A 20,058-nucleotide genomic window follows, 5' to 3' on the forward strand; every position below is an offset into this window, starting at 1 on the left:
CGCCGACGAGAGGCTCAGGCGCCGTCGCAGGCGACCTGGCCGACCCGCGCGAGGCCCGCGAGGTCGCCCTGGCCGAGGTCCGTGCGGGCGCCGGTGACGGGCGCCATGAGCTCGTCGGGCGTGTCGACGTGGTCGAGCCCGACGACGTGCGCGAGCTCGTGGACGACGACGGCGCGGGCCCGCGCGTAGCCGTCGGGTCCCGCGAGGATGGCCGTGAGGTCGGGCCCGTCGAGCAGCACGCGCCCGCCGGCGAGGAACTGCGAGCGACCGTCGGCGCCGGGCACGACGGAGGCGCCGCCGAGGCCCGCGGTCGGGCCGCCGAGCTCGGGGTGGACGGTCTCGTCGGACCACGCGAGCAGCACCGGCGCCCACCCGTCGCCGTACCGGGCCTGGACGAGGGGACGCTCGAGATCGGGCTCCTCGCTCGTGAGCCCGGCGTCGACGAAGGTGAGCCCTGTCGCGGCGGCGATCTGGGCGACCGAGTCCGCGACCAGCTGGGCGCCCACGGCCGGCGCGCCGTCGGGGCGCACGACGTACCGGATGGGCCGGCACGGGTCGAAGCCGACCGGCTCCCCCGTCGGCCCCTCGTGCAGGAAGGCGTACGAGCCGGAGGTCGTCACGGGCACGGGCGGACGCGGCCGGACGGCGCCCTCGACGGGCGCGGGCACGGACACCAGGCGCCCCTCGACCGAGACCATCGCCCGCGGCGGCGCGAGCCCGATCACCGGCTCGAGCGCCCCCCGCTGCCACGCGAGCGCCGTGAGGGTCGCGACGAGCACCACGAGGAAGCCGGGGTGCAGCACGCGTCGACGCGTCGCGACGGGCTCGCCGGACCGGGCGAGACGCGCTGCGCGGCGACGGTACCGCCACATCGACAGGCTCACGCCGCGAGTCTGTCAAGGCCGCCGGGGACGCGCGTGCCGCATCACGGGTGAAGCGGCTGCCCACAGGGGTGAAAGTGTCCGAGGGACGGGACCGGCTTGGACGCCTCCGGCCCGGGGAGCACCATGGGGGCGTGCTACGCGCCCTCCTCCTCGAGAACCTCCACCCCCAGGCCCGGACGATCCTCGAGTCCGCCGGCTTCGACGTGACCACGCGCACCGGAGCGCTCGACGAGTCCGAGCTGGTCGACGCGCTCCAGGGCGTCCACCTCCTCGGCATCCGGTCCAAGACCCACGTCACCGAGTCCGTGATCGCCCAGGCGCCGGACCTGCTGGCCGTCGGGGCGTACTGCATCGGCACCAACCAGATCGACCTGGCCGCCGCAGCGGACCGCGGGGTGGCGACGTTCAACGCCCCGTTCTCGAACACCCGCTCGGTCGTCGAGATCGCGATCGCCGACATCATCGCGCTGACCCGCCGGCTCACCGAGTTCAACTCCGCGATGCACGCCGGCGTGTGGAACAAGAGCGCCGAGGGCGCGCACGAGATCCGCGGCCGCACGCTCGGGATCATCGGCTACGGCAACATCGGCACGCAGCTGTCGGTGCTCGCCGAGAACCTCGGCATGTCGGTCGTGTTCTACGACACCGCGGAGAAGCTCGCGCTCGGCAACGCGCGCCGCGCGGAGTCGCTCGACGAGCTGCTCGACGTCGCCGACATCGTGACGCTGCACGTGGACGGCCGCAGCGGGAACGCGGGCCTGTTCGGCGAGAAGCAGATCGCCCGCATGCGGCCCGGCTCGGTGTTCCTCAACCTCTCGCGCGGCTTCGTCGTCGACTACGCCGCCCTGCGGGACGCGATCGTCTCGGGCCACGTCGCGGGCGCGGCGGTCGACGTGTTCCCCACGGAGCCCAAGCGCAAGGGCGACCCGTTCACCTCCGAGCTCCAGGGCCTGCCGAACGTGATCCTCACCCCGCACACGGGCGGGTCGACCGAGGAGGCGCAGGAGGCCATCGGCCAGTTCGTGTCGAACAAGGTCCGCGACTACCTGGCGACGGGTTCCACGACGCTGAGCGTCAACCTGCCGAACGTCGCGCTCGACCAGCCGCCGGGCGCGCACCGCCTCGCGTACCTGCACCGCAACGTCCCCGGCGTGCTGGCCGCGGTCAACGCGACGCTCGCCGAGCACGGGGTCAACGTCGCGGGCCAGCTCCTGGCGACGCGCGGGGAGATCGGCTACGTCGTCACCGACACCGACGCCCCGGTCGAGGACGCGGTGCTCGACGCGCTCCGGTCGCGCCCCGAGTCGGTGCGGCTGCGCCTGCTGTCCTGAGGACCGGCCCGGGCCCTCGCCGCCCGGGTCCCTGAACGTCACGAGGCGCCCGGACGACGGATCGTCCGGGCGCCTCGTCGCGTTCGGTGCGGGTGCCCGTCGCGGGCCGCCGCCGGCCGCGTCCGGTCAGGCCGAGCCGGACTTGCGCCGGAACTGCCGCTGCACGGGCCCTGCGGTCTCCGAGCCGTGCACGCTGCCCGTGTTGCGCGAGCCGTCCGCGGACCGGTGCTGTGCCGCGGCCTTCTTGCGGTCCAGCGCCTCGCGGAACTTCGCCTTCGCGTCCTGCGCGACCGGCTCGGTGGTCGTGCTCTCGTCGTGCTCCGCCATCGCGGTACCTCCTCGTCGTGGTGGGTCCGGGAAGCCCGGCCGGCGGAGCGGGTCGCTGCGCTGCAGGGTCAGCCTCCCCGAGTCGGCCCGGCAAAGCCAACCGGATTCGGACGCGCCTGCCGCGCGAGGCTCCTCGGCGGGCGTCGCGCTACGGTTCGCCCGCCGTACCCGTCGGTAACCTACGCACCCGTAAGTTACGCTCGCGTAGTGACCACGACGTCCGACCGGCCCTGGCTCGCCTCCTACGCACCCGGCACGCCGGCGGAGATCGAGGTGCCCGACGAACCGCTCGTCGCGAGCCTCGTGCGCGCCGCCGAGCAGCACCCCGACCGGGTCGCCGTCGACTTCCTCGGGCGCGAGACCACCTACGCCGAGCTGCTCGTCGAGGTCGAGCGCGCGGCCGGCGCCCTGCACGGGCTCGGGGTCCGCGCCGGTGACCGTGTCGCGATCGCGCTGCCGAACGGGCGCGCGCACGTCGTCGCGTTCTGGGCCGTGCTGCGCCTCGGCGCGGTCGTCGTCGAGCACAACCCCACCTACTCCGCGGCCGAGCTCGAGCACCAGCTCCACGACTCCGGCGCGACCGTGGCCGTCTGCTGGGAGCAGACCGCCGCGCGGGTGTGCGAGGTCCGGGCGAGGACGGCCGTCACGACCGTCCTCGCCGTCGACATCTCCCGCGACCTGCCGTGGCGCTCACGTCTCGCGCTCGCGCTCCCGGTACCCGCCGCGCGGCGCACGCGGGCGAAGATGCGGGGCCCCGCCCCCTCGGGCGCCCTGCCCTGGCACACCGTGCTCGCGCACGCTGAGCCGCTCGCGCCCGACCACCCGTACCCGGCATCCGGCGACGTCGCGCTCCTGCAGTACACCGGCGGCACGACCGGCACCCCCAAAGGCGCCGTCCTCACGCACCGCAACCTCGTGGCGAACGCCGTCCAGGGGGCGGTCTGGACCGGGCTGCAGAGCGGCTCCGAGACGATCTACGGCGCCCTGCCGTTCTTCCACGCGTTCGGCCTGACCCTGTGCCTCGCGTTCGCGACGCGCGTCGGGGCCACGCTCGTGGCGTTCCCGACGTTCGACCCGGACGCTGTGCTGCGCGCGCAGGCCCGACGGCCCGCGACCTTCATGCCCGGCGTCGCGCCCATGTTCGACCGCGTCGCGCGCGCCGCCGAGGAGCGCGGCACCGACCTCCGCTCGATCCGCGTCGCGATCGCCGGGGCGATGCCGATCCCGGCGGAGACCGCGGAGCGGTGGGAGCGACTGACCGGCGGGCTCCTGATCGAGGGCTACGGGATGACCGAGACGTCGCCGGTCGCGCTCGGCAATCCCTGCACCCCCGACCGGCGCCCGGGCGCGCTCGGCCTGCCGTTCCCGAGCACCGAGATCCGCATCGTCGACCCCGAGGACCCCGCGCGCGACGTCGCCGCCGGCGAGCGCGGCGAGCTGCTCGTCCGCGGACCGCAGGTGTTCTCGGGGTACTGGCAGCGCCCCGAGGAGACCGCGGAGCAGCTGCTCGACGGCGGCTGGCTCCGCACCGGCGACGTCGTGACGATGGACGACGACGGGGTGGTGACGCTCGTCGACCGCATCAAGGAGATGATCATCGCCGGCGGATTCAAGGTGTACCCGTCCCAGGTCGAGGACCACCTGCGGACGATGCCGGGCGTCGCGGACGTCGCCGTCGTGGGCGTCCCCGGCGGCGACCTCGGCGAGAAGGTCGTCGCGGCCGTCGTGCTCGAGGACCCGACGCGGACGCTCGACGTCGCCGCGGTGCGGGCGTGGTGCGAGCAGCGGCTCGCGCGCTACGCCGTCCCGCGCGAGCTCGTGATCATGACCGAGCTCCCGCGCTCCCAGATCGGGAAGGTGCTGCGCCGCGTGGTGCGCGAGCGCGTGCTCGCGGGCGACGCACCGGCCTGAGTCCGGCGACGGGCCAGGCTGCGGGCCTCAGGCCGACGGGCTCGGGCGCGTCGCACCCGACGACGCGTCGCTCGCGACTCAGGCCGTCGGGCTCGGGCCCGTCGCACCCGACGACGCCTCGTCCGCGCCGGACGTGCCCGCGTCGGGGTCCCCGCCCGTCGCCGCAGCACGGGCCGCCTCGTGGTCCGCGCGCAGCACGGTGATCGCCGCCTCGAAGTCCTCCAGGGAGCTGAACGCCTGGTAGACGCTCGCGAAGCGCAGGTAGGCCACCTCGTCGAGCTCGCGCAGCGGGCCCAGGATCGTCAGACCGATCTCGTAGGCGTCGAGCTCGGCGCTCCCGCTCGACCGGATGGTCTCCTCGACGCGCTGGGCGAGCAGCGCGAGGTCGTCCTCGCTGACCGGCCGGCCCTGGCAGGCCTTGCGCACGCCGTTGATGACCTTCTCGCGGCTGAACGGCTCGGTGGCGCCGGAGCGCTTGACCACCGAGAGGCTCGCCGTCTCGACGGTCGTGAAGCGGCGGTTGCACTGGGGACACTGACGGCGACGACGGATCGAGGAGCCGTCGTCGGAGGTCCGGGAGTCGACGACGCGGGAGTCCCCGTGCCGGCAGAAGGGGCAGTGCACGTCTGAGAACCTAGGCGCTCGCGCGGCGACGACGCAACAGCGCCACGCCTCAGCGCTGGACGGGGAGGATGATCTCCTGACCCGCGTCGAGGCCTGCCGTCGCCAGCCCGTTGAGGGACTGGAGCTCGAGGACGACGTCACGGACGTCCTCGCCGGGCCGGGCGCTCTCGGCGGCGATCTCCCAGAGCGTCTCCCCCACGCCGACGGTGTACGTCGTGACCTCCAGCGCGCGCGACGGCCCGTCGGCGAGGGCCTGGCCGCCCTGGACGCCGGCCACGAGCACGAGGGCCGCGAGCAGCAGCACCACGAGCCGGCCGCGACGCGTCAGGCGCAGCGGACGCTCCTCGGCGCGGACGACCGTGGCCCCGTGCGAGGCGGGCACCGGGCGGCGCAGGGTGCCGACGGCAGGACGCGGAGCGGCGCCGGCAGCGGCCCGGGCGGCCGCCGGGCGCGCTGCGCCACGCGAGCCGGGTGCAGCGACGCGAGCCGAGGCCGCCGTGCTGCGGGGACCGGGCAGGGCGGGCCGCGCGCGACGGGGTGTCGGGACGGCGACGACGTGCGCGTCGGACCCGGCGAACCACGCCTCGCGGGCTCGTGCGGCCGCACTGCCGCTGCGCCCCTCGGAGCCGCGTGCCGTGGAGATCACCATCGCACTCATGCCGCCACCCTCCCTCGTCGACCCCCGCACTCCCCGCGCGGGTTCGAACACGTGTTCGTCGAACGCTTGTACGGTTCTACCACCCCGCGTCGCGGGATGTCGAGACACGCTCGAACAGATGTTTGATCCGTCACCCCTGCTCCCCTAGGCTGACGTCGCAGGAGACAGCGCACCACGAGGCACTGACACGGGCGCTGGCCAGCACCGATACATCTGGAGGCGACGGTGGCGAAGCAGCGCGGGACCGAGGAGAGGGCGGACGCCCCGGGCGGGACGGTCCGTGGCGGCCTGGCGTCCGTGCACACGCTCCCCGACGGCGCGCCGGACGGCGACGGGCTCACGGCGCGCCAGCGGCTCGTCCTCGAGACGATCCGGACGTCGGTCGAGTCGCGCGGCTACCCCCCGAGCATGCGCGAGATCGGCGACTCCGTCGGGCTCACGAGCCCGTCGAGCGTCAAGCACCAGCTCATGGCGCTCGAGCGCAAGGGCTACCTGCGCCGCGACCCGAACCGTCCGCGGGCGATCGAGGTCGTCCAGCCGGACGACTCGCGCGGGGTCGCGCCGTGGTCGGCGCCGAGCGTGACCGCGACGGCGTCGACCGGTCTCGGCGACGAGGACAGCGCCGCGCGGGACTCCGCGCCCGCCCCGTCCTACGTCCCCGTCGTCGGTCGGATCGCCGCCGGTGGGCCGATCCTGGCCGAGCAGGTCGTCGAGGACGTGTTCCCGCTCCCACGCCAGCTCGTCGGCGACGGCGACCTGTTCTTGCTCAAGGTGCAGGGTGACTCGATGGTCGAGGCGGCGATCTGCGACGGGGACTGGGTCGTCGTGCGGCGCCAGCCCGTCGCCGAGAACGGCGAGATCGTCGCGGCCATGATCGACGGCGAGGCGACCGTCAAGACGTTCAAGCGCACGGACGGGCACGTGTGGCTGCTCCCCCACAACGCGGCCTACGCGCCCATCCCCGGCGACGACGCGCAGGTGCTCGGCCGGGTCGTCAGCGTGCTGCGCAGCCTCTGACCCCGGCTCCGGCCCACTTCCGGACGACCGACGGCCGCCCTGCCCGCTGATCGCGGGCCGGGCGGCCGTCGTCGTCGTCGCGCCGGGGCCGCACTCCGCCGTGAGGAGACCGTGTCGTCGCCGTCGTCGTGCCGACCGGACGGTGCTGCCGGCGCGGTGCGTTCCGCCTCAGAAACCGAAGCGCCGGGCCACCGCTCGCAGGGTCTCCGCCGAGCGCCGCAGCCCCGCCAGCTCGTCGGCGGACATCGGCACCTCGAGCCGCTCGCCGACGCCCTCGCGGCCCACAAGGGCCGGGACCGACAGGCACACGTCGCGGATGCCGTGGTACCCGTCGAGCAGGGACGACACCGGCAGGATCCGCTGCTCGTCCTTGATGACCGCCTCGATGATGCGCGACCCGGCGAGCGCGACCGCGTAGTTCGTCGCGCCCTTGCCCTCGATGATCCGGTAGGCGGACTCGACGACCTCGCGGGCGATGCCGTCGCGTACCTCCGAGGTGAGCGGCCCGCGGCCGTTGATGCCGTTCCACTCGAGCAGCGGCACGGCGCCGATCGTCGCCGAGCTCCACAGCGGGAGCTCGGTGTCGCCGTGCTCGCCCGCGACGTACGCGTGCACGTTCTGCACGGCGACGCCGGTCTGCTTGGCGATGAGGTAGCGCAGCCGCGAGGAGTCGAGCACCGTCCCGGAGCCGAACATCTGCGTCGGCGGGAGGCCGGACTGCTGCAGCGCGGCGTAGGTCACGATGTCGACCGGGTTGGTGACCATGATGTAGACCGCGTCGGGCGCGACCTCGACGAGCGGCGGCAGGATCTTGCCGACGAGCGAGATCGTCGCCTCGGCGAGGTCGATGCGGCTCTGGCCGGGCTTCTGCTTCGCGCCGGCGGTGACCACGACGACGTCCGCCCCCGTGCAGACCTCGATGTCGTCGGAGCCGACCACCTCGGCCATCGGCATGAACTGGATGCCGTGCCCGAGGTCGAGCGCCTCGGCCTCGACCTTCGCCTTGTTGATGTCGTAGAGCGCGACGCTGCGCGCCGCGCCGCGCATCAGGGCCGCGTACGCCATCGTGGAGCCGACCGCGCCGGCCCCGACGATCGCGAGCTTGCTGGTCCGTCGCACCTGCCCCGCCGTCACACCCGTCAGGCCCAGGTCGTCGCCGTCGTTCTCGCTCACGCGTCCTCCTCACCGGTGGGCCCCCGCGGCCCCGACGCCCGAGGGCGTCGTGGCCAGGCTAGTTGCTCGCGGTGGTGGCGACGCGCTCGTCCAGCCGCCGCAGCGCCGCCTCGACGACCCCCCGGTCCGTCGTCCGCCAGAAGCCCGGGAGCGAGCGGGTGAGGAACTCGCCGTAGCGCGCGGTCGCGAGCCGCGGGTCGAGCACCGCGACGACCCCGCGGTCGTCGACCCCCCGGATGAGCCGGCCGGCGCCCTGCGCGAGCAGCAGCGCCGCGTGCGTCGCCGAGACCGCCATGAAGCCGTTCCCGCCGGACGCGGCGACCGCCTCGGACCGGGCGGAGCGCACCGGGTCGTCGGGGCGCGGGAACGGGATGCGGTCGATCAGGACGAGCTGGCACGCCGGCCCCGGCACGTCGACGCCCTGCCAGAGCGAGAGCGTCCCGAACAGGCACGTGCGCTCGTCCGCGGCGAAGTCGCGCACGAGCGTCGGCAGCTGGTCCTCGCCCTGCGCGAGCACGGGGACGTCGAGCCGCTCGCGCATCGCGGCGGCGACCGCGTCGGCGGCGCGTCGCGAGGAGAACAGGCCGAGCGTGCGCCCGCCGGCCGCCTCGATGAGCGTGGCGATCTCGTCGAGCTGGGCGTCCGTCGCGGGCTCGCGCCCGGGCGGCGGGAGGTGGCGCGCGATGTACAGGATGCCCTGGCGCGGGTAGTCGAACGGGCTGCCCACGTCGAGCCCGCGCCACGGCAGCGGGTCACCGGGCGGCGGCGTCCCGACCGGCGTGGACGCGGGGACGGCGAGCGTGCCCCCGGCGCCGGTCGCCGCGTCGGCGTCCACGCGCGCCGCGAGGTCCTCGACGTCGGCCGACGCGAGGTGCTGCGGTCCCTGCGGCTCGGCGTCGGTGCGCCCCTCGAGGCCCAGCGAGCGGGCGATCGGCGCGAACGTCCCGCCGAGCGCGAGGGTCGCCGACGTCAGCACGCTCGAGCGCCCGGCGAGCACGTGCGTGCGGATGAGCCCGTTGACGGACAGCGGCGCCGCGTACAGGCGCGTCATGGCGCCGCCGCGCCCGGTGTCGCCGCGAGCGCACCACAGCACCGTGTGCCGGTTCTGGTCGGGGTCCGCGGCCATCCGCTCCGCGACCTCGAAGAGCGCGAGCATCGTCGACATCGCCATCTTGGAGCCGCCGTCCGTCCCGGCACCGGCCTTGGCCGCCGCGGGCTCCGGCTTCAGCGCCGTGAGCAGGCCGCGCGCCGCGTCCCGGACCGCCGTGACGGCCTCGAGCGCCGCGGGGGGCAGGCCGTCGGGGAACCGGCCCTCGGGGAGCTGGACGAGGACCGACCCGAGCGCCGCGCTCGCCGCGTCGAGGTCCGTCGTGAGGATCCCGCCGTGTCGGCGGGCGAGCCGGGCGGCGTGCTCGACGATCGCGACCGACAGCTCCGCGGTCGCCTGCGCGGTCACCCGGTCGGTGAGCTCGTGCGCCTCGTCGACGATCACGACCTCGTGCTCCGGGAGCACGTTCGGCGAGCCGGAGGCGGCGATGCCGAGCATGGCGTGGTTCGTCACGACGACGTCCGCCTCGCGCGAGAGCACGCGCGCCTTCTCGGGGAAGCAGTCGTCGATCATCGGGCAGCGCGCGCCCAGGCACTCCATCTTCGTCACCGACACCTGGCGCCACGCACGCTCGCTCACCCCGGGCACGAGGTCGTCGCGGTCGCCGGTGGACGTCTCCTCGGCCCACTCGCGCAGGCGCACGACCTGCTCGCCGAGGCTCGCGGCCCCGCGCGGGCTCTCCCCGGCGCCCGGCTCCGGGGCCGGGTGGTCCGCCGCACCCGCGTGGTCACCGAGGTCGAACAGCGTCCCCGGCTCGTCCGCCGGGTAGCCGCCCGCGACCTTGTGCAGGCAGACGTAGTTGTGCCAGCCCTTGAGCAGCGCGATGCGCGGGGGCCGCGGCAGCCGGGGCGCGAGCGCCTGCGCGACGAGCGGCAGGTCGCGCGTCATGACCTGGCGCTGCAGCGCGAGCGTCGCGGTCGAGACGACGACGTGCTCGTCCTCGAGCACCGCGTGGCGCACCGCGGGCACGAGGTACCCGAGCGACTTCCCGGTGCCGGTCCCGGCCTGCACGAGCAGGTGCTTGCCGGAGTCGATCGTCTCCGCGACGGCGTTCGCCATCTCGTGCTGGCCGTCGCGCCGGCCGCCGCCGAGCACGCCCACGGCCAGGTCGAGCAGCTCGTCGACCGAGGCCGCCTGCGCCGCGGCCCGCGCGGGTGCGGGCCGCGCGGAGCGCCCGGGTGCGCGGTCCTTCGCGGGGACGGCCCCGGGCGCGGCGGAGGACGGGACGACGGGCTCAGGCACCGCGACAGCCTAGTCCGCGGCGCTGACACGCCCCGCTGCGTCCCGCGGTCCCGCACGGGGCCGTGCGCCGCGCGGACGTCGTCGACCGCGGCGCACGTGCCCGCCGTGTCAGGCCGAGCGGACCGCCGCCGCCGACAGCTCCGACGCGAGCGTCTCGTCGACCCGGGCCCGCAGCGCGGTGCCGGCCTCGGTGTGCTCCTCGGAGTCGATCTCGCCGTGCAGGTGCACGCGGTGCACGAGGTCGCCGCGGTCGTACGGGATCACGACGTCGACCGTGACGCTCGGGCGCGGCAGCTGGTCCGCGATGAGCGCCTGCAGCGCCTCGATGCCCTCACCGGTGTGCGCCGAGACGACGATCGAGCCGGGCTCGCGCGAGCGCAGGCGGGCGAGCGCCTCGGGCTCCGCGAGGTCCGCCTTGTTGAGGACGATGACCTCGGGCACGTCCATCGCGCCAGGGATGTCCGCGAAGACGTGGCGCACGGCCGAGATCTGCCCCTCGGGGTCCGGGTGCGACGCGTCGACGACGTGCAGCACCAGGTCGGCGTCCGCGACCTCCTCGAGCGTCGAGCGGAACGCCTCGACGAGCTGGTGCGGCAGGTCGCGCACGAAGCCGACGGTGTCCGTGAGGGTGTAGACCCGGCCGTCCGCGGCCTCGGCCCGCCGGACCGTCGGGTCGAGCGTCGCGAACAGCGCGTTCTCGACGAGCACGCCCGCGCCCGTGAGCCGGTTGAGCAGCGACGACTTGCCGGCGTTGGTGTACCCGGCGATCGCGACCGACGGGATCGCGTGCCGCTTGCGCGACGCACGCTTGGTCTGCCGGGCGGGCTCCATCGCGGCGATCTCGCGCCGCAGCTTGGCCATGCGGTCGCGGATGCGCCGCCGGTCGAGCTCGATCTTCGTCTCACCGGGACCGCGCGAGCCCATGCCCGCCCCGGCGCCGCCGACCTGACCGCCCGCCTGACGGGACATCGACTCGCCCCAGCCGCGCAGGCGCGGCAGGAGGTACTCGAGCTGCGCGAGCTCGACCTGCGCCTTGCCCTCACGGGACTTGGCGTGCTGGGCGAAGATGTCGAGGATGAGCGCGGTCCGGTCGATGACCTTGACCCGCACGACGTCCTCGAGCGCACGCCGCTGCGACGGGGCGAGGTCCGCGTCGACGATGACGGTGTCGGCACCGACCGCCGCGACGACGCCCGCGAGCTCGGCGGCCTTGCCCGAGCCCAGGAACGTGCTCGGGTCGGGGGTGCGCCGCCGCTGGAGCATGCCGTCGAGGACCTGCGAGCCGGCGGTCTCGGCGAGCGCCGCGAGCTCGCGCAGCGACAGCTCCGCCTGCTCGGCCGTGCCGGAGCCCCACAGGCCCACGAGCACGACGCGCTCGAGGCGCAGCTGGCGGTACTCGACCTCGGTGACGTCCTCGAGCTCGGTCGACAGGCCGCCCACGCGGCGCAGCGACGTGCGCTCCTCGAGGTCGAGCTGGTCGCCGTCGTAGGAGGAGTGGACCGTGCCGCCCTCGTGGAGCGCCGTCCCGGCGCGGGCGAGCACGCGTGCCACGACGTCGTCCGCGACCTCCTGCGCGCTGCGGCGGTCCACGGCGGCGTCGGCCGTCTCCTCACGCGTCTGGGGGTGCTGCGGGTCGCTCACGCGGTGCCTCTCGTCCATGGTGTCGTCGGTCTGTCGTGCTCGTTCCAGGGTGTCACGCGGTTCCCCGCCCCGCGACGGATATTCGCTGCAGGCGGATAGGGTCGCGCCGTGAGCGGGAACGACCACTACTTCACGGCCCGGCCCGCGTCGCCGGACGAGCGCCGCGTGCGCACCGTCACGCTCGGCGGACAGGACGTCGACGTCGAGACCGCGGGCGGGGTGTTCTCCCCCGACCACGTGGACCTCGGCACCGAGGTGCTGCTGCACTCGGTGCCCGCGCCGCCGGCCGAGGGGGACCTGCTCGACCTCGGCTGCGGCTGGGGACCGGTCGCGCTGTCGCTCGCGCTCGCCTCGCCAGGGGCACGCGTCTGGGCCGTCGACGTCAACGAGCGCGCGCTCGACCTCGTGCGGCGCAACGCCGAGCTGCTCGGGTGCGCCAACGTGGTCGCGGTGACGCCCGACGACGTGCCCGAGGACGTGACGTTCGCGGCGCTGTGGTCGAACCCGCCGATCCGGGTCGGCAAGGCCGAGCTCCACGCGCTGCTGCTGCGCTGGCTCCCGCGCCTGAGCCCCGGCGCCCAGGCGCACCTCGTGGTCGCGAAGAATCTCGGGGCGGACTCGTTGCAGCGCTGGGTCGCCGACGCCCTCGCCGACGTGGCCGACGTCGACCGTGTCGCGAGCGCGAAGGGCTTCCGCGTCCTGCGGGTCAGCGCGCACTGAGCGAGGCCGCCCCGATCGACGGGACGCGCTCGGTCCGGCCGGCGGGCCTCGATCCGCGCACCCGCTCGCGTCAGCGCGTGCTCAGCGCGGCCACGGCGGCGCGCGCCTGCGCGAAGGTCGGCGCGCCGACGACCCGGGCCCGCTCGACGCCGTCCGCGTCGAGGACCAGCACGGTCGGCGTCGCGCGGACGTCGAGCCGCTCGCCGAGCGCGAGGTGGTCGCTCACGTCGACGTCCACGTGCACGACCCCCGGGGTCGTCGCCGCGACCCTCTCGAGCACCTGGTGCGCGGCGCGGCACGGCCGGCAGAACCGGCTCGAGAGCTGCACGAACGTCGCTGCGGTCCCGGGCGTGATCCCGAGCTCCGCGACGACGGGGTGCTCCGCTCCCGCCGGTGTCATGAGGTCCACGCCCGGCTCAACGGCGCGCGCGGCGGCGCTGTTCCCGGCGTCGGGCGTTCGCCGGTGTCCGGTGCTCCCCGGCGTCCGGTGCTCCCCTGCGCCCACCGAGCCCGGCTCCGGCCGATCCCGGCGCCGGCCGCGGCACGGTGTCAGGCGACGAGCGCGGCCAGGTCGACGTCGACCTCCGCGACGAGCACCGCCGGCCCCGCGAGCTCGACGTGCCCGTCGGGCAGGACCCGCACCTGCACGCTGCCGCCCGGGACGTCCACGACCCATACGTCCGGCGCCTGCGGGCCGGCCCACGCGCGCACCGCGAGCGCGGCGGCGCACGCACCGGTCCCGCACGAGCGCGTCTCGCCGACCCCGCGCTCGTGCACGCGCATCCGGACCCGCCCGACGAGCGTGCCGTCCGGCGCCGTGTCCTCCCCGAGCGGCACGACGAGCTCGACGTTGGTCCCGAACGGCGGGACCGGGGTCACCGCGGGCGCGCGCGTGAGGTCGGCGCGCGCGAGCTCGGCGTCGTCCGCGAGCGCCAGGACGGTGTGCGGGTTGCCGACGTCGACCGTGAGCGCCGGTCGGGCGATCTCGATGCCCGCGACGAGCACCTCGGCGTCCTGCCCGGCCGCGGCGGCCTCGGGTCCGCCGGGGAGCGCCCACGGGCCCATGTCGACGGCGTACCACGCGGCGGCGGCACCGTCGGGCGCGTCGACGCGGCGCACGCGCCGGACGCCGGCCCGGGTCCCCAGCGCGAGCTCGCCAGCGGCGGGGTCCCACGCGCCGAGCCGCTCGAGGTAGGCCGCGAAGACCCGGACGCCGTTGCCGCACATCTCCGCGACCGAGCCGTCGCCGTTGCGGTAGTCCATGAACCAGCGCGCGGCCGGCTCGTCCGCGAGCGCCGCGGCGCCCTCGGGGAGCGAGTTGCCGGGCGCGACGCGGATGACGCCGTCGCCCCCGATGCCCGCCCGCCGGTCGGCGAGCGCGCGCACGAGCGCGGGGGTCAGGTCGAGTGCGCCGGCCCGGTCGTCGACCAGGACGAAGTCGTTCTGGGTGCCGTGGCCCTTGGTGACGGCGAGCCGCGTCGTGCCGGGCAGCTCAGCGCCGGGGGCCGTCGTGGTCGCACGGGAGGTCGCCGGGCTCGTCATGAGCCCAGACTACGGCGGGGCGCGGGGTCGTCGGTCGCGAGCCCGAGGGTCCCGGCGTCGGCGCGTGCGACGAGGGCGAGCGCCTGCTCGACGAGGTCGGGGGCCCGCGCGTCGAGCCAGTGGACGCGCGGGTCGCGGCCGAACCAGCCCATCTGCTTGCGCGCGAGCCGGCGCGTCCCGGCGGCCACTGCGGCGCGGGCCTCGTCCTCGGTGAGCTCGCCGCGGAACGTCGCGAGGACCTCGGCGTACCCGACGGCCCGCGACGCCGTGCGCCCGATCCCCCAGTCGGCGAGCGCGCGGACCTCCTCAACGAGTCCCTGCTCCCACATCCGTGCCACGCGGCGCTCGATGCGCTCGTCGAGCACGCCGCGGTCGCAGTCGAGCCCGAGCTGCACGGCGGGGACCTCGTAGACGTGCTGCGGCAGGCTCGCGGAGTAGCGGCGGCCGGTGAGCTCGATGACCTCGAGCGCGCGCACGAGCCGGCGCGCGTTACGGGGCCCGATGCCGGCCGCGGCGACGGGGTCGCGCGCCTCGAGCTCGGCGTGCAGCGCTCGGGACCCCTCGGCCTCGACGCGCGCCTCGAGCCGGGCGCGGACCTCCGGGTCGGTGCCGGGGAACTCCATCTGGTCGAGCAGCGCCCGCACGTACAGCCCCGAGCCGCCGACCGCGACGGCGCGGGCGCCGCGCGCGTGCACCGCGGCGATGTCGGCACGCGCGCCGGCCTGGTAGTCGGCGACCGAGGCGTCCTGCGACGGGTCGAGCACGTCGAGCTGGTGGTGCGGTACCCCCTGGCGCTCGGGGACGGTGAGCTTCGCGGTGCCGATGTCCATGCCGCGGTAGAGCTGCAGCGCGTCGGCGTTGACGACCTCGCCGCCGAGCTCGTGCGCGAGTGCGAGCGCGAGGTCCGACTTCCCGGTCGCCGTGGGGCCGACGACGGTGACGACGAGCGTCATGCGCCCGAGCCCCACGGTCCCGCCGGCAGCGCAGCGGGCACCGTGGGACGGCCGCCGTGCGGCGTGCGGCTGTCCTCGGAGGCCGGCTCGGGAGCCACGACCCAGGTGCCGACGACGTGCTGCGCGCCGAGCGGAGCGGCAACCGTGACCCCGGCCGGCGTCACCGCGGGCGACGCGAACCCTGCGCCGGCGCCGCGCGGGCGCACCGCATCCGCGCCGCCCGCGTGCACCCGGTCCGCGCCGGCGTCGCGGACTGCGCCTGCGCCCGCCGGGCGCACCGCGCCGACGAGCACCTGCCAGGGTGCCCACCCGCTCACGTCGAGCTCTCCCGCGAGCGCCGGGTCGAGCGCGGCGAGGCGCGCGAGCGCGTCGGGTCCTGCGTCGGCGAGGTCGGCGAGCACCGCGGCGTCGTAGCCGGGGGCCCGCTCGTCGTCGGCGCGCGGGGCGTCGGGGCCGTGCCGGGCGCTGAGCGAGCCGACGACGACGAGCCCGGTGCGCGGCGAGCCGTCTGCCACGAGGTCGCGCCCGGTCGCGGCGAGGCGGGCCGCAGACCCCGGGTCGGCGGAGGTCGAGGGCGCCGTCTCGACGACGTCGACGGGGCCCGTCCAGCCCGCCACCCGGAGCAGCAGCACGGCGACGGAGGCGGACACCCCGACCGGCGCGGGCCCGGTCGCGTCTGCCGCCCCGTCGGAGCGCGCTCCCGCGCCCGCGCGACCGGCCCACGCCAGCGCGCGGTCCGGGAGCCCCGCGGCGGCGAGCGAGGCGCGCACGGGCCCCCCGGTCACGCGCACGGACTGCCCGGCCTCGAACCCGACGCCCGGTGCCACGACGACGACCCGCTCGGGACCGCGCGCGAGCACCGCACGCACCGCGTCGAGCGCGTGCGCGCGCAGGTCGGGGTGCACGTCGGTCGCCCCGGACGCCCCGGGGACGAGGAGCACGGTGTCCGGGACGAGCGCGGCGGCGACGAGCATGCCCCGACCGTAGCCGCTCAGTCGGTGAGCATCCGCGTGACGTCGTCCGCCTCGCGCTCGCGGCCCGCCCGGCGCAGGACGTCGATGAGCAGCGCCGCGACCTGGGCGCGGTGGTCCCGGTCCCGGACGAGCCCGAAGCCCTCGACGGCGGACTCGAGGTCCTCGACCGCCGCGTCCGTCGCACCGGCGTCGGCGTGCAGGCGCCCCGCGAGCCAGAACGCGTGCGACGCGTCTGCGACGTGGCCGGCGGCCCCGAACGCCCGCGCCGCGGCGCTCGCCCGGGCCGCGGCCTCCCCGTCCCGGCCGAGCGTCGCGAGCAGGCGGGCCGCGCAGTCGTCGAGCTCGGCCCGTTCCCGGTCGACCTCGGCCCGGCGCCGCTCGACCAGCTCGGCGGCCCCGGGGACGTCGGCCGGGGTCTCGGGGGCGCCGTCGGGCCCCGCGAGCTCGTCGAGGCACCGCTCGACCTCGGCGAGCGCCGCGTCGGCCCGGCCGAGGTCCGCGGCGGACCGGGCGTGGGTCCGCACGACCGCCGCGGTCAGCAGCGGGTCGGCGCCGCCCGCGCGCAGCAGGGTCGTCGCACGCGAGTACGCCCAGGAGGCACCCTCGTGGTCGTCGAGCACCTGGGCGCAGCGGGCGGCCTCGGCGAGCGCGGCGCCGGCGTCCGCGAGCAGCCCGGCGTCCTCGGCGCGCCGCGCGGCCTCGAGGTAGAGGGGCGCCGCGGCGGCGGGGTCGCCGTCGTCGACGAGCCGGGACGCCCGGGCGAGGACCTCGGCGACGTCCGGGACGTCGGCTCCGGCGGTGCGCGTGGCACCGCCGTCGGGCCCGGCCGCGCCGCACGGCGCCTCGGCCACCACGACGCCCGCCGCGGCGCCGTCCGAGGACGCGCCCTGATCGGCCTGACGGACCTGCGCCGGGATCACGGCGAGGTCGAGCGGCTCGGGCGCCGCCGTGGTCCCCCACGCGCGCGCCACGGTCGCCGACACGTGCGCCGTGCCGTTGCGCCGGTCGAACGCCGCCGCGAGCGCGTCGGCCTCGGCGCGCGCCCAGTCCGCGAGCTCGGCGACCGTGGTGGCGGGCACGGTCGTGAGCCGGACCGGGCGGCCGGGCTCCGTGGCCCGCAGGACCGCGAGCGCGGCGCCCACGTGCACGAGGTACGTGAGCCGGCTGTCGGGCGAGTCCCCGCCCGTGAGCAGGCGCTGGTCGGCCTCGATCATCCGCACGGCGCGGTCGCCGTGACCGCCGCGCGCCAGGAGCTCGACGTGCCGCCCGCGGGCGCCCGCCATGTCGCCGTGGCTGTCGGCGAGGTGCGCGAGCCCGCGCCGGTGCGTCGCCGCCGCGTCCGCGAGCCGGCCCTGCTCGAGGTAGGCGAGCTGGAGGTGGGACAGCATGTCCGCGGGTTCCGTCGCGCAGGTCGGGTTCTCCGTGAGCGTCCGCTCGAGCAGCCGGACGCCCTCGTCGGTCCGTCCGGCCTCGAACAGGTACGACGCGCGGTCCCCCGGCTCGCACGCCTCGCACTGGGAGAAGTCGTCGCGCGGCGTCGCGACCCACGCCTCGTAGGCCGCTGCGGTGTCCTGCGCCCCGCGGGACCGGGACCACACGAACCGCTGCAGCGCGACGGCGTTCATGCCGTTGCCCGCGACCGCGAAGCGGTGCTCCATGTCGGCGAGCGTGCGGTCGATCTGCGCGGCGGGCACGGTCGGGAACTCCGTGAGGTTCGCGACCATCCACTTGAAGGACCAGAACAGCGTGTGCCGGTCCTGCTCGTCGAACAGGTCCGGGCGCTCGTCCCACCACCGCACGAGCCGCGTGAACGGCACGTACGCCTTGTCCACCTCACCGCCCCACACGTACGCCTCGACGAGCGTGGAGAGCGCGTACGCGCGCGCGTCGTCGGGCCCCTCGGCGTCGACCAGCCGGACCTGGCGCTCGGCCGCCTGGGTGCGGGCCAGGCCGTAGGGGAGGTCGCGCACGCGCGAGATCTCCCGGTTGGCGGACTCGAGGGTGCGGCTCATGCGGGGTCTCCGAGGGGTCACGGACGAGCGGCGCGGCGGGCGCGCCCGTCGGGGGCGGGACGGGGTACGGGGGCTGGACGGCGTGGGGGTGGGCGGGTCGAGCGGGGTCAGTGCGTGGGGTCGGCCCCGCGCAGCCCGGCGCGCAGCAGCACCGAGAGCGAGGCGTTCATGGTCGCGACCTCGCGGGCGCGCAGCGGCTCCCCGGCCAGCAGGAGCGCCGAGACGTAGAGCGACTCGAGCCCGGCGTCGCGGACGGCGCCGGCGGGCGCCGCGAGCAGGTCCTCGACGAGCGGGTTCGCGCAGTTGAGCACGAGCTGGCGCGACCGGGCGGTCCCCCCGAACCCGGCGAGCACCTCACCCCACAGGTCGTCGGCCTCCCCGACCGTCCGGGAGAGGTCCCGCTCGTGGTCGCCCGCGCGGTCGTGCAGCAGCATCGCCGGCAGCTCGACCGGCTCGAACGTCCGCAGCGCGACCTCGGCGTCGTGCGGGGCGAGCACCGCGTTCGCCGCCTCGACCACGGGGAGCAGCTCGAGCTCGCGCACGGGCGCGATCGGTGCCAGGACCTGGTCGACGTCCTGCGCGCCGAGCGGTCGCACGCCCCACGCCGGGCGCCGCTCCGCGAGGCGCGCGAGCAGGTCGGCGTCGTACACGTACCCCGCGTTGACGACCCCGAGGCCCTGCGCGCGGGCGACGGGGGCGATGCGCCGGAACTCCTCGACGGTCGGGGCGTAGAGGACGTCGCCGTGCGCGTCGTGCACCTCCGCGAGGGTCAGCAGGCCGTCGGTCGTCTCGTACGGCAGCACGTCGGCCACGAGGTCGAGCATCGCGTCGTCGCTCGTCGCGAGCGCGCGCACCGCGAGATGGTGGGCCTCGACGAACGCGCGCGCCAGCGGGGACCGCTCCCCGAGCGTCGCGAGAGTCCAGGCGCGCACCTGCCCGCCGAGGGCGTCACGTACCGCGAGCAGCACCTCGTCGGCGTAGAGCTGCTCGCGGGACGCCGTCGGGCGCAGGCCGGTCGCGTCGACCACGCAGCGGACGAAGAAGGCCCACTCGGGGAGCAGCCCCTCGACGCGCGGTCCCAGCAGCATGCGCTTGAGGTAGGCCCGGTGTGTGCCCGAGCCGGTGGGCGGCACGGCCGCGGGCAGCACGAACGCCACGCCGCTGACCCCCGCGAGGGGCACGTCGAGGTCCACGTGCGCGAGCGGGGTGAACCCGAGGGTCCGCTCGCAGTACCGCGCGAGCGCCTCGGACCGCTCCTCGGCGCTCGCGTACGTGCGCCGCCACGGGAGCTCGGGCTCGGTCAGCCGCCGCCACGCGATCGCCCCGTCGACGTCGACCTGGACCGCGACGTCGACGGGCAGGAGCGAGCCGAAGTCACGCGCGAGGGCGACGACGGTGTCGTGCGCGAGCCAGTGCTCGAGGTCGCGCCGGGGCCGCAGCCGCACGGTGCTGCCCACCGCGACGTCGGCGTCGGCGTCGAGCTCGGTGAGCTCGTAGCTGCCGTCCGCGCGCCCGAGCCAGCGGACGGCCGGCTCACCGGTGCCGCGGGCCGTCCGGGAGACGAGCTCGATCTCGTCGGCCACCATGAACGCCGAGAGCAGGCCGATGCCGAACTGGCCGAGGAACTCCTCGCGCCCGAGCCCGACCTCGAGGTCCCGCTTCGAGCTCCGGCCGATCGTCGCGAGCAGCTCACGGGCCTCGGTGAGCGTCAGCCCGATGCCCGAGTCGATGACCTCGAGCGCGCCGTCCGCGCCGGTGCGCAGCCGGACGGTCGCGGGTGCCGCCGGGTCGAGCGCACGCCGCGCCGTGACCGCGTCGACGCCGTTCTGCAGGAGCTCGCGCAGGTACACGCGCGGGCCCGAGTAGAGGTGCCGCGCGAGCAGGTCGACGACACCCCGCAGGTCGACCTGGAACGCCTGGCCGGACGAGGGCTGCGCCACC

17 protein-coding genes are annotated in these 20,058 nt (G+C 76.2%); 4 read left to right on the forward strand and 13 right to left on the reverse strand.

Annotated features, from left to right (window positions below):
- Window positions 1-14 precede the first annotated feature (14 nt).
- Window positions 15-884, reverse strand: coding sequence for a matrixin family metalloprotease (locus CCE01nite_RS11085; RefSeq protein ID WP_052104130.1), 870 nt, complete (start codon window positions 882-884; stop codon window positions 15-17).
- Between the two features lie 131 nt (window positions 885-1,015).
- On the opposite strand from CCE01nite_RS11085, the gene serA reads away from it, so the two are divergent.
- Window positions 1,016-2,215, forward strand: a complete 1,200-nt coding sequence (serA, locus tag CCE01nite_RS11090; protein ID WP_034629811.1) for a phosphoglycerate dehydrogenase — start codon at window positions 1,016-1,018, stop codon at window positions 2,213-2,215.
- A 126-nt stretch (window positions 2,216-2,341) separates the two neighbouring features.
- Here the strand turns inward: serA and CCE01nite_RS11095 are convergent, their stop codons facing one another.
- Window positions 2,342-2,542, reverse strand: coding sequence for a DUF5302 domain-containing protein (locus CCE01nite_RS11095; RefSeq protein WP_034629814.1), 201 nt, complete (start codon window positions 2,540-2,542; stop codon window positions 2,342-2,344).
- Between the two features lie 207 nt (window positions 2,543-2,749).
- On the opposite strand from CCE01nite_RS11095, the gene CCE01nite_RS11100 reads away from it, so the two are divergent.
- Window positions 2,750-4,453 (forward strand): AMP-binding protein, encoded by a 1,704-nt coding sequence (locus CCE01nite_RS11100; protein WP_034629819.1) that lies wholly within the window; start codon window positions 2,750-2,752, stop codon window positions 4,451-4,453.
- Window positions 4,454-4,531: 78 nt separating this feature from the next.
- On the opposite strand, the gene nrdR is transcribed toward CCE01nite_RS11100, so the two are convergent.
- A complete protein-coding gene (gene nrdR / locus CCE01nite_RS11105) occupies window positions 4,532-5,077 on the reverse strand; it encodes a transcriptional regulator NrdR (RefSeq protein WP_052104132.1) in 546 nt (181 codons plus the stop codon).
- A gap of 49 nt (window positions 5,078-5,126) precedes the next feature.
- Window positions 5,127-5,735 (reverse strand): LysM peptidoglycan-binding domain-containing protein, encoded by a 609-nt coding sequence (locus tag CCE01nite_RS11110; RefSeq protein WP_246056467.1) that lies wholly within the window; start codon window positions 5,733-5,735, stop codon window positions 5,127-5,129.
- Between the two features lie 288 nt (window positions 5,736-6,023).
- Between CCE01nite_RS11110 and lexA the strand changes: the two genes are divergently transcribed.
- Entirely contained in the window at window positions 6,024-6,752 is a 729-nt protein-coding gene (gene lexA, locus CCE01nite_RS11115) for a transcriptional repressor LexA (RefSeq protein WP_052104487.1), read from the forward strand.
- Window positions 6,753-6,920: 168 nt separating this feature from the next.
- Here lexA and CCE01nite_RS11120 read toward each other — a convergent pair whose 3' ends face one another.
- The 3 genes from CCE01nite_RS11120 to hflX form a co-directional block, all read right to left on the reverse strand.
- Window positions 6,921-7,925 (reverse strand): L-lactate dehydrogenase, encoded by a 1,005-nt coding sequence (locus CCE01nite_RS11120; RefSeq protein WP_246056469.1) that lies wholly within the window; start codon window positions 7,923-7,925, stop codon window positions 6,921-6,923.
- Window positions 7,926-7,983: 58 nt separating this feature from the next.
- The gene (locus tag CCE01nite_RS11125) at window positions 7,984-10,275 is read right to left on the reverse strand and encodes an ATP-dependent DNA helicase (protein WP_169744058.1); all 2,292 of its coding nucleotides are present in this window, start codon (window positions 10,273-10,275) and stop codon (window positions 7,984-7,986) included.
- Between the two features lie 108 nt (window positions 10,276-10,383).
- Window positions 10,384-11,934 carry a GTPase HflX gene (gene hflX, locus CCE01nite_RS11130; protein ID WP_084142983.1) on the reverse strand — a complete coding sequence of 517 codons (1,551 nt, stop codon included), beginning with the start codon at window positions 11,932-11,934 and terminating at the stop codon, window positions 10,384-10,386.
- Window positions 11,935-12,024: 90 nt separating this feature from the next.
- On the opposite strand from hflX, the gene CCE01nite_RS11135 reads away from it, so the two are divergent.
- Window positions 12,025-12,636 carry a class I SAM-dependent methyltransferase gene (locus CCE01nite_RS11135; RefSeq protein WP_034635016.1) on the forward strand — a complete coding sequence of 204 codons (612 nt, stop codon included), beginning with the start codon at window positions 12,025-12,027 and terminating at the stop codon, window positions 12,634-12,636.
- Between the two features lie 70 nt (window positions 12,637-12,706).
- Here the strand turns inward: CCE01nite_RS11135 and CCE01nite_RS11140 are convergent, their stop codons facing one another.
- From CCE01nite_RS11140 to CCE01nite_RS11165, 6 genes are all read right to left on the reverse strand, one after another.
- The gene (locus CCE01nite_RS11140) at window positions 12,707-13,036 is read right to left on the reverse strand and encodes a TlpA family protein disulfide reductase (RefSeq protein WP_034635024.1); all 330 of its coding nucleotides are present in this window, start codon (window positions 13,034-13,036) and stop codon (window positions 12,707-12,709) included.
- A gap of 149 nt (window positions 13,037-13,185) precedes the next feature.
- Window positions 13,186-14,178, reverse strand: coding sequence for a diaminopimelate epimerase (gene dapF, locus CCE01nite_RS11145; protein ID WP_034635014.1), 993 nt, complete (start codon window positions 14,176-14,178; stop codon window positions 13,186-13,188).
- Window positions 14,175-15,131 carry a tRNA (adenosine(37)-N6)-dimethylallyltransferase MiaA gene (miaA, locus tag CCE01nite_RS11150; RefSeq protein ID WP_034635022.1) on the reverse strand — a complete coding sequence of 319 codons (957 nt, stop codon included), beginning with the start codon at window positions 15,129-15,131 and terminating at the stop codon, window positions 14,175-14,177. Before miaA ends, dapF begins: the two co-directional genes overlap by 4 nt.
- Window positions 15,128-16,105: a class III extradiol ring-cleavage dioxygenase family protein gene (locus CCE01nite_RS11155; protein ID WP_141372354.1), complete on the reverse strand. Its 978-nt coding sequence runs from the start codon at window positions 16,103-16,105 to the stop codon at window positions 15,128-15,130. Before CCE01nite_RS11155 ends, miaA begins: the two co-directional genes overlap by 4 nt.
- A 17-nt stretch (window positions 16,106-16,122) precedes the next feature.
- Complete coding sequence (locus tag CCE01nite_RS11160; RefSeq protein WP_141372355.1) at window positions 16,123-18,117, reverse strand: hypothetical protein; 1,995 nt, start codon at window positions 18,115-18,117, stop codon at window positions 16,123-16,125.
- Between the two features lie 107 nt (window positions 18,118-18,224).
- On the reverse strand, window positions 18,225-20,057 hold the full coding sequence (locus CCE01nite_RS11165; RefSeq protein WP_141372356.1) for an HSP90 family protein: 1,833 nt from the start codon (window positions 20,055-20,057) through the stop codon (window positions 18,225-18,227).
- Window position 20,058 lies beyond the last annotated feature (1 nt).

It is taken from the genome of Cellulomonas cellasea (genome assembly GCF_006538745.1).
Classification (GTDB): domain Bacteria; phylum Actinomycetota; class Actinomycetes; order Actinomycetales; family Cellulomonadaceae; genus Cellulomonas_A; species Cellulomonas_A cellasea.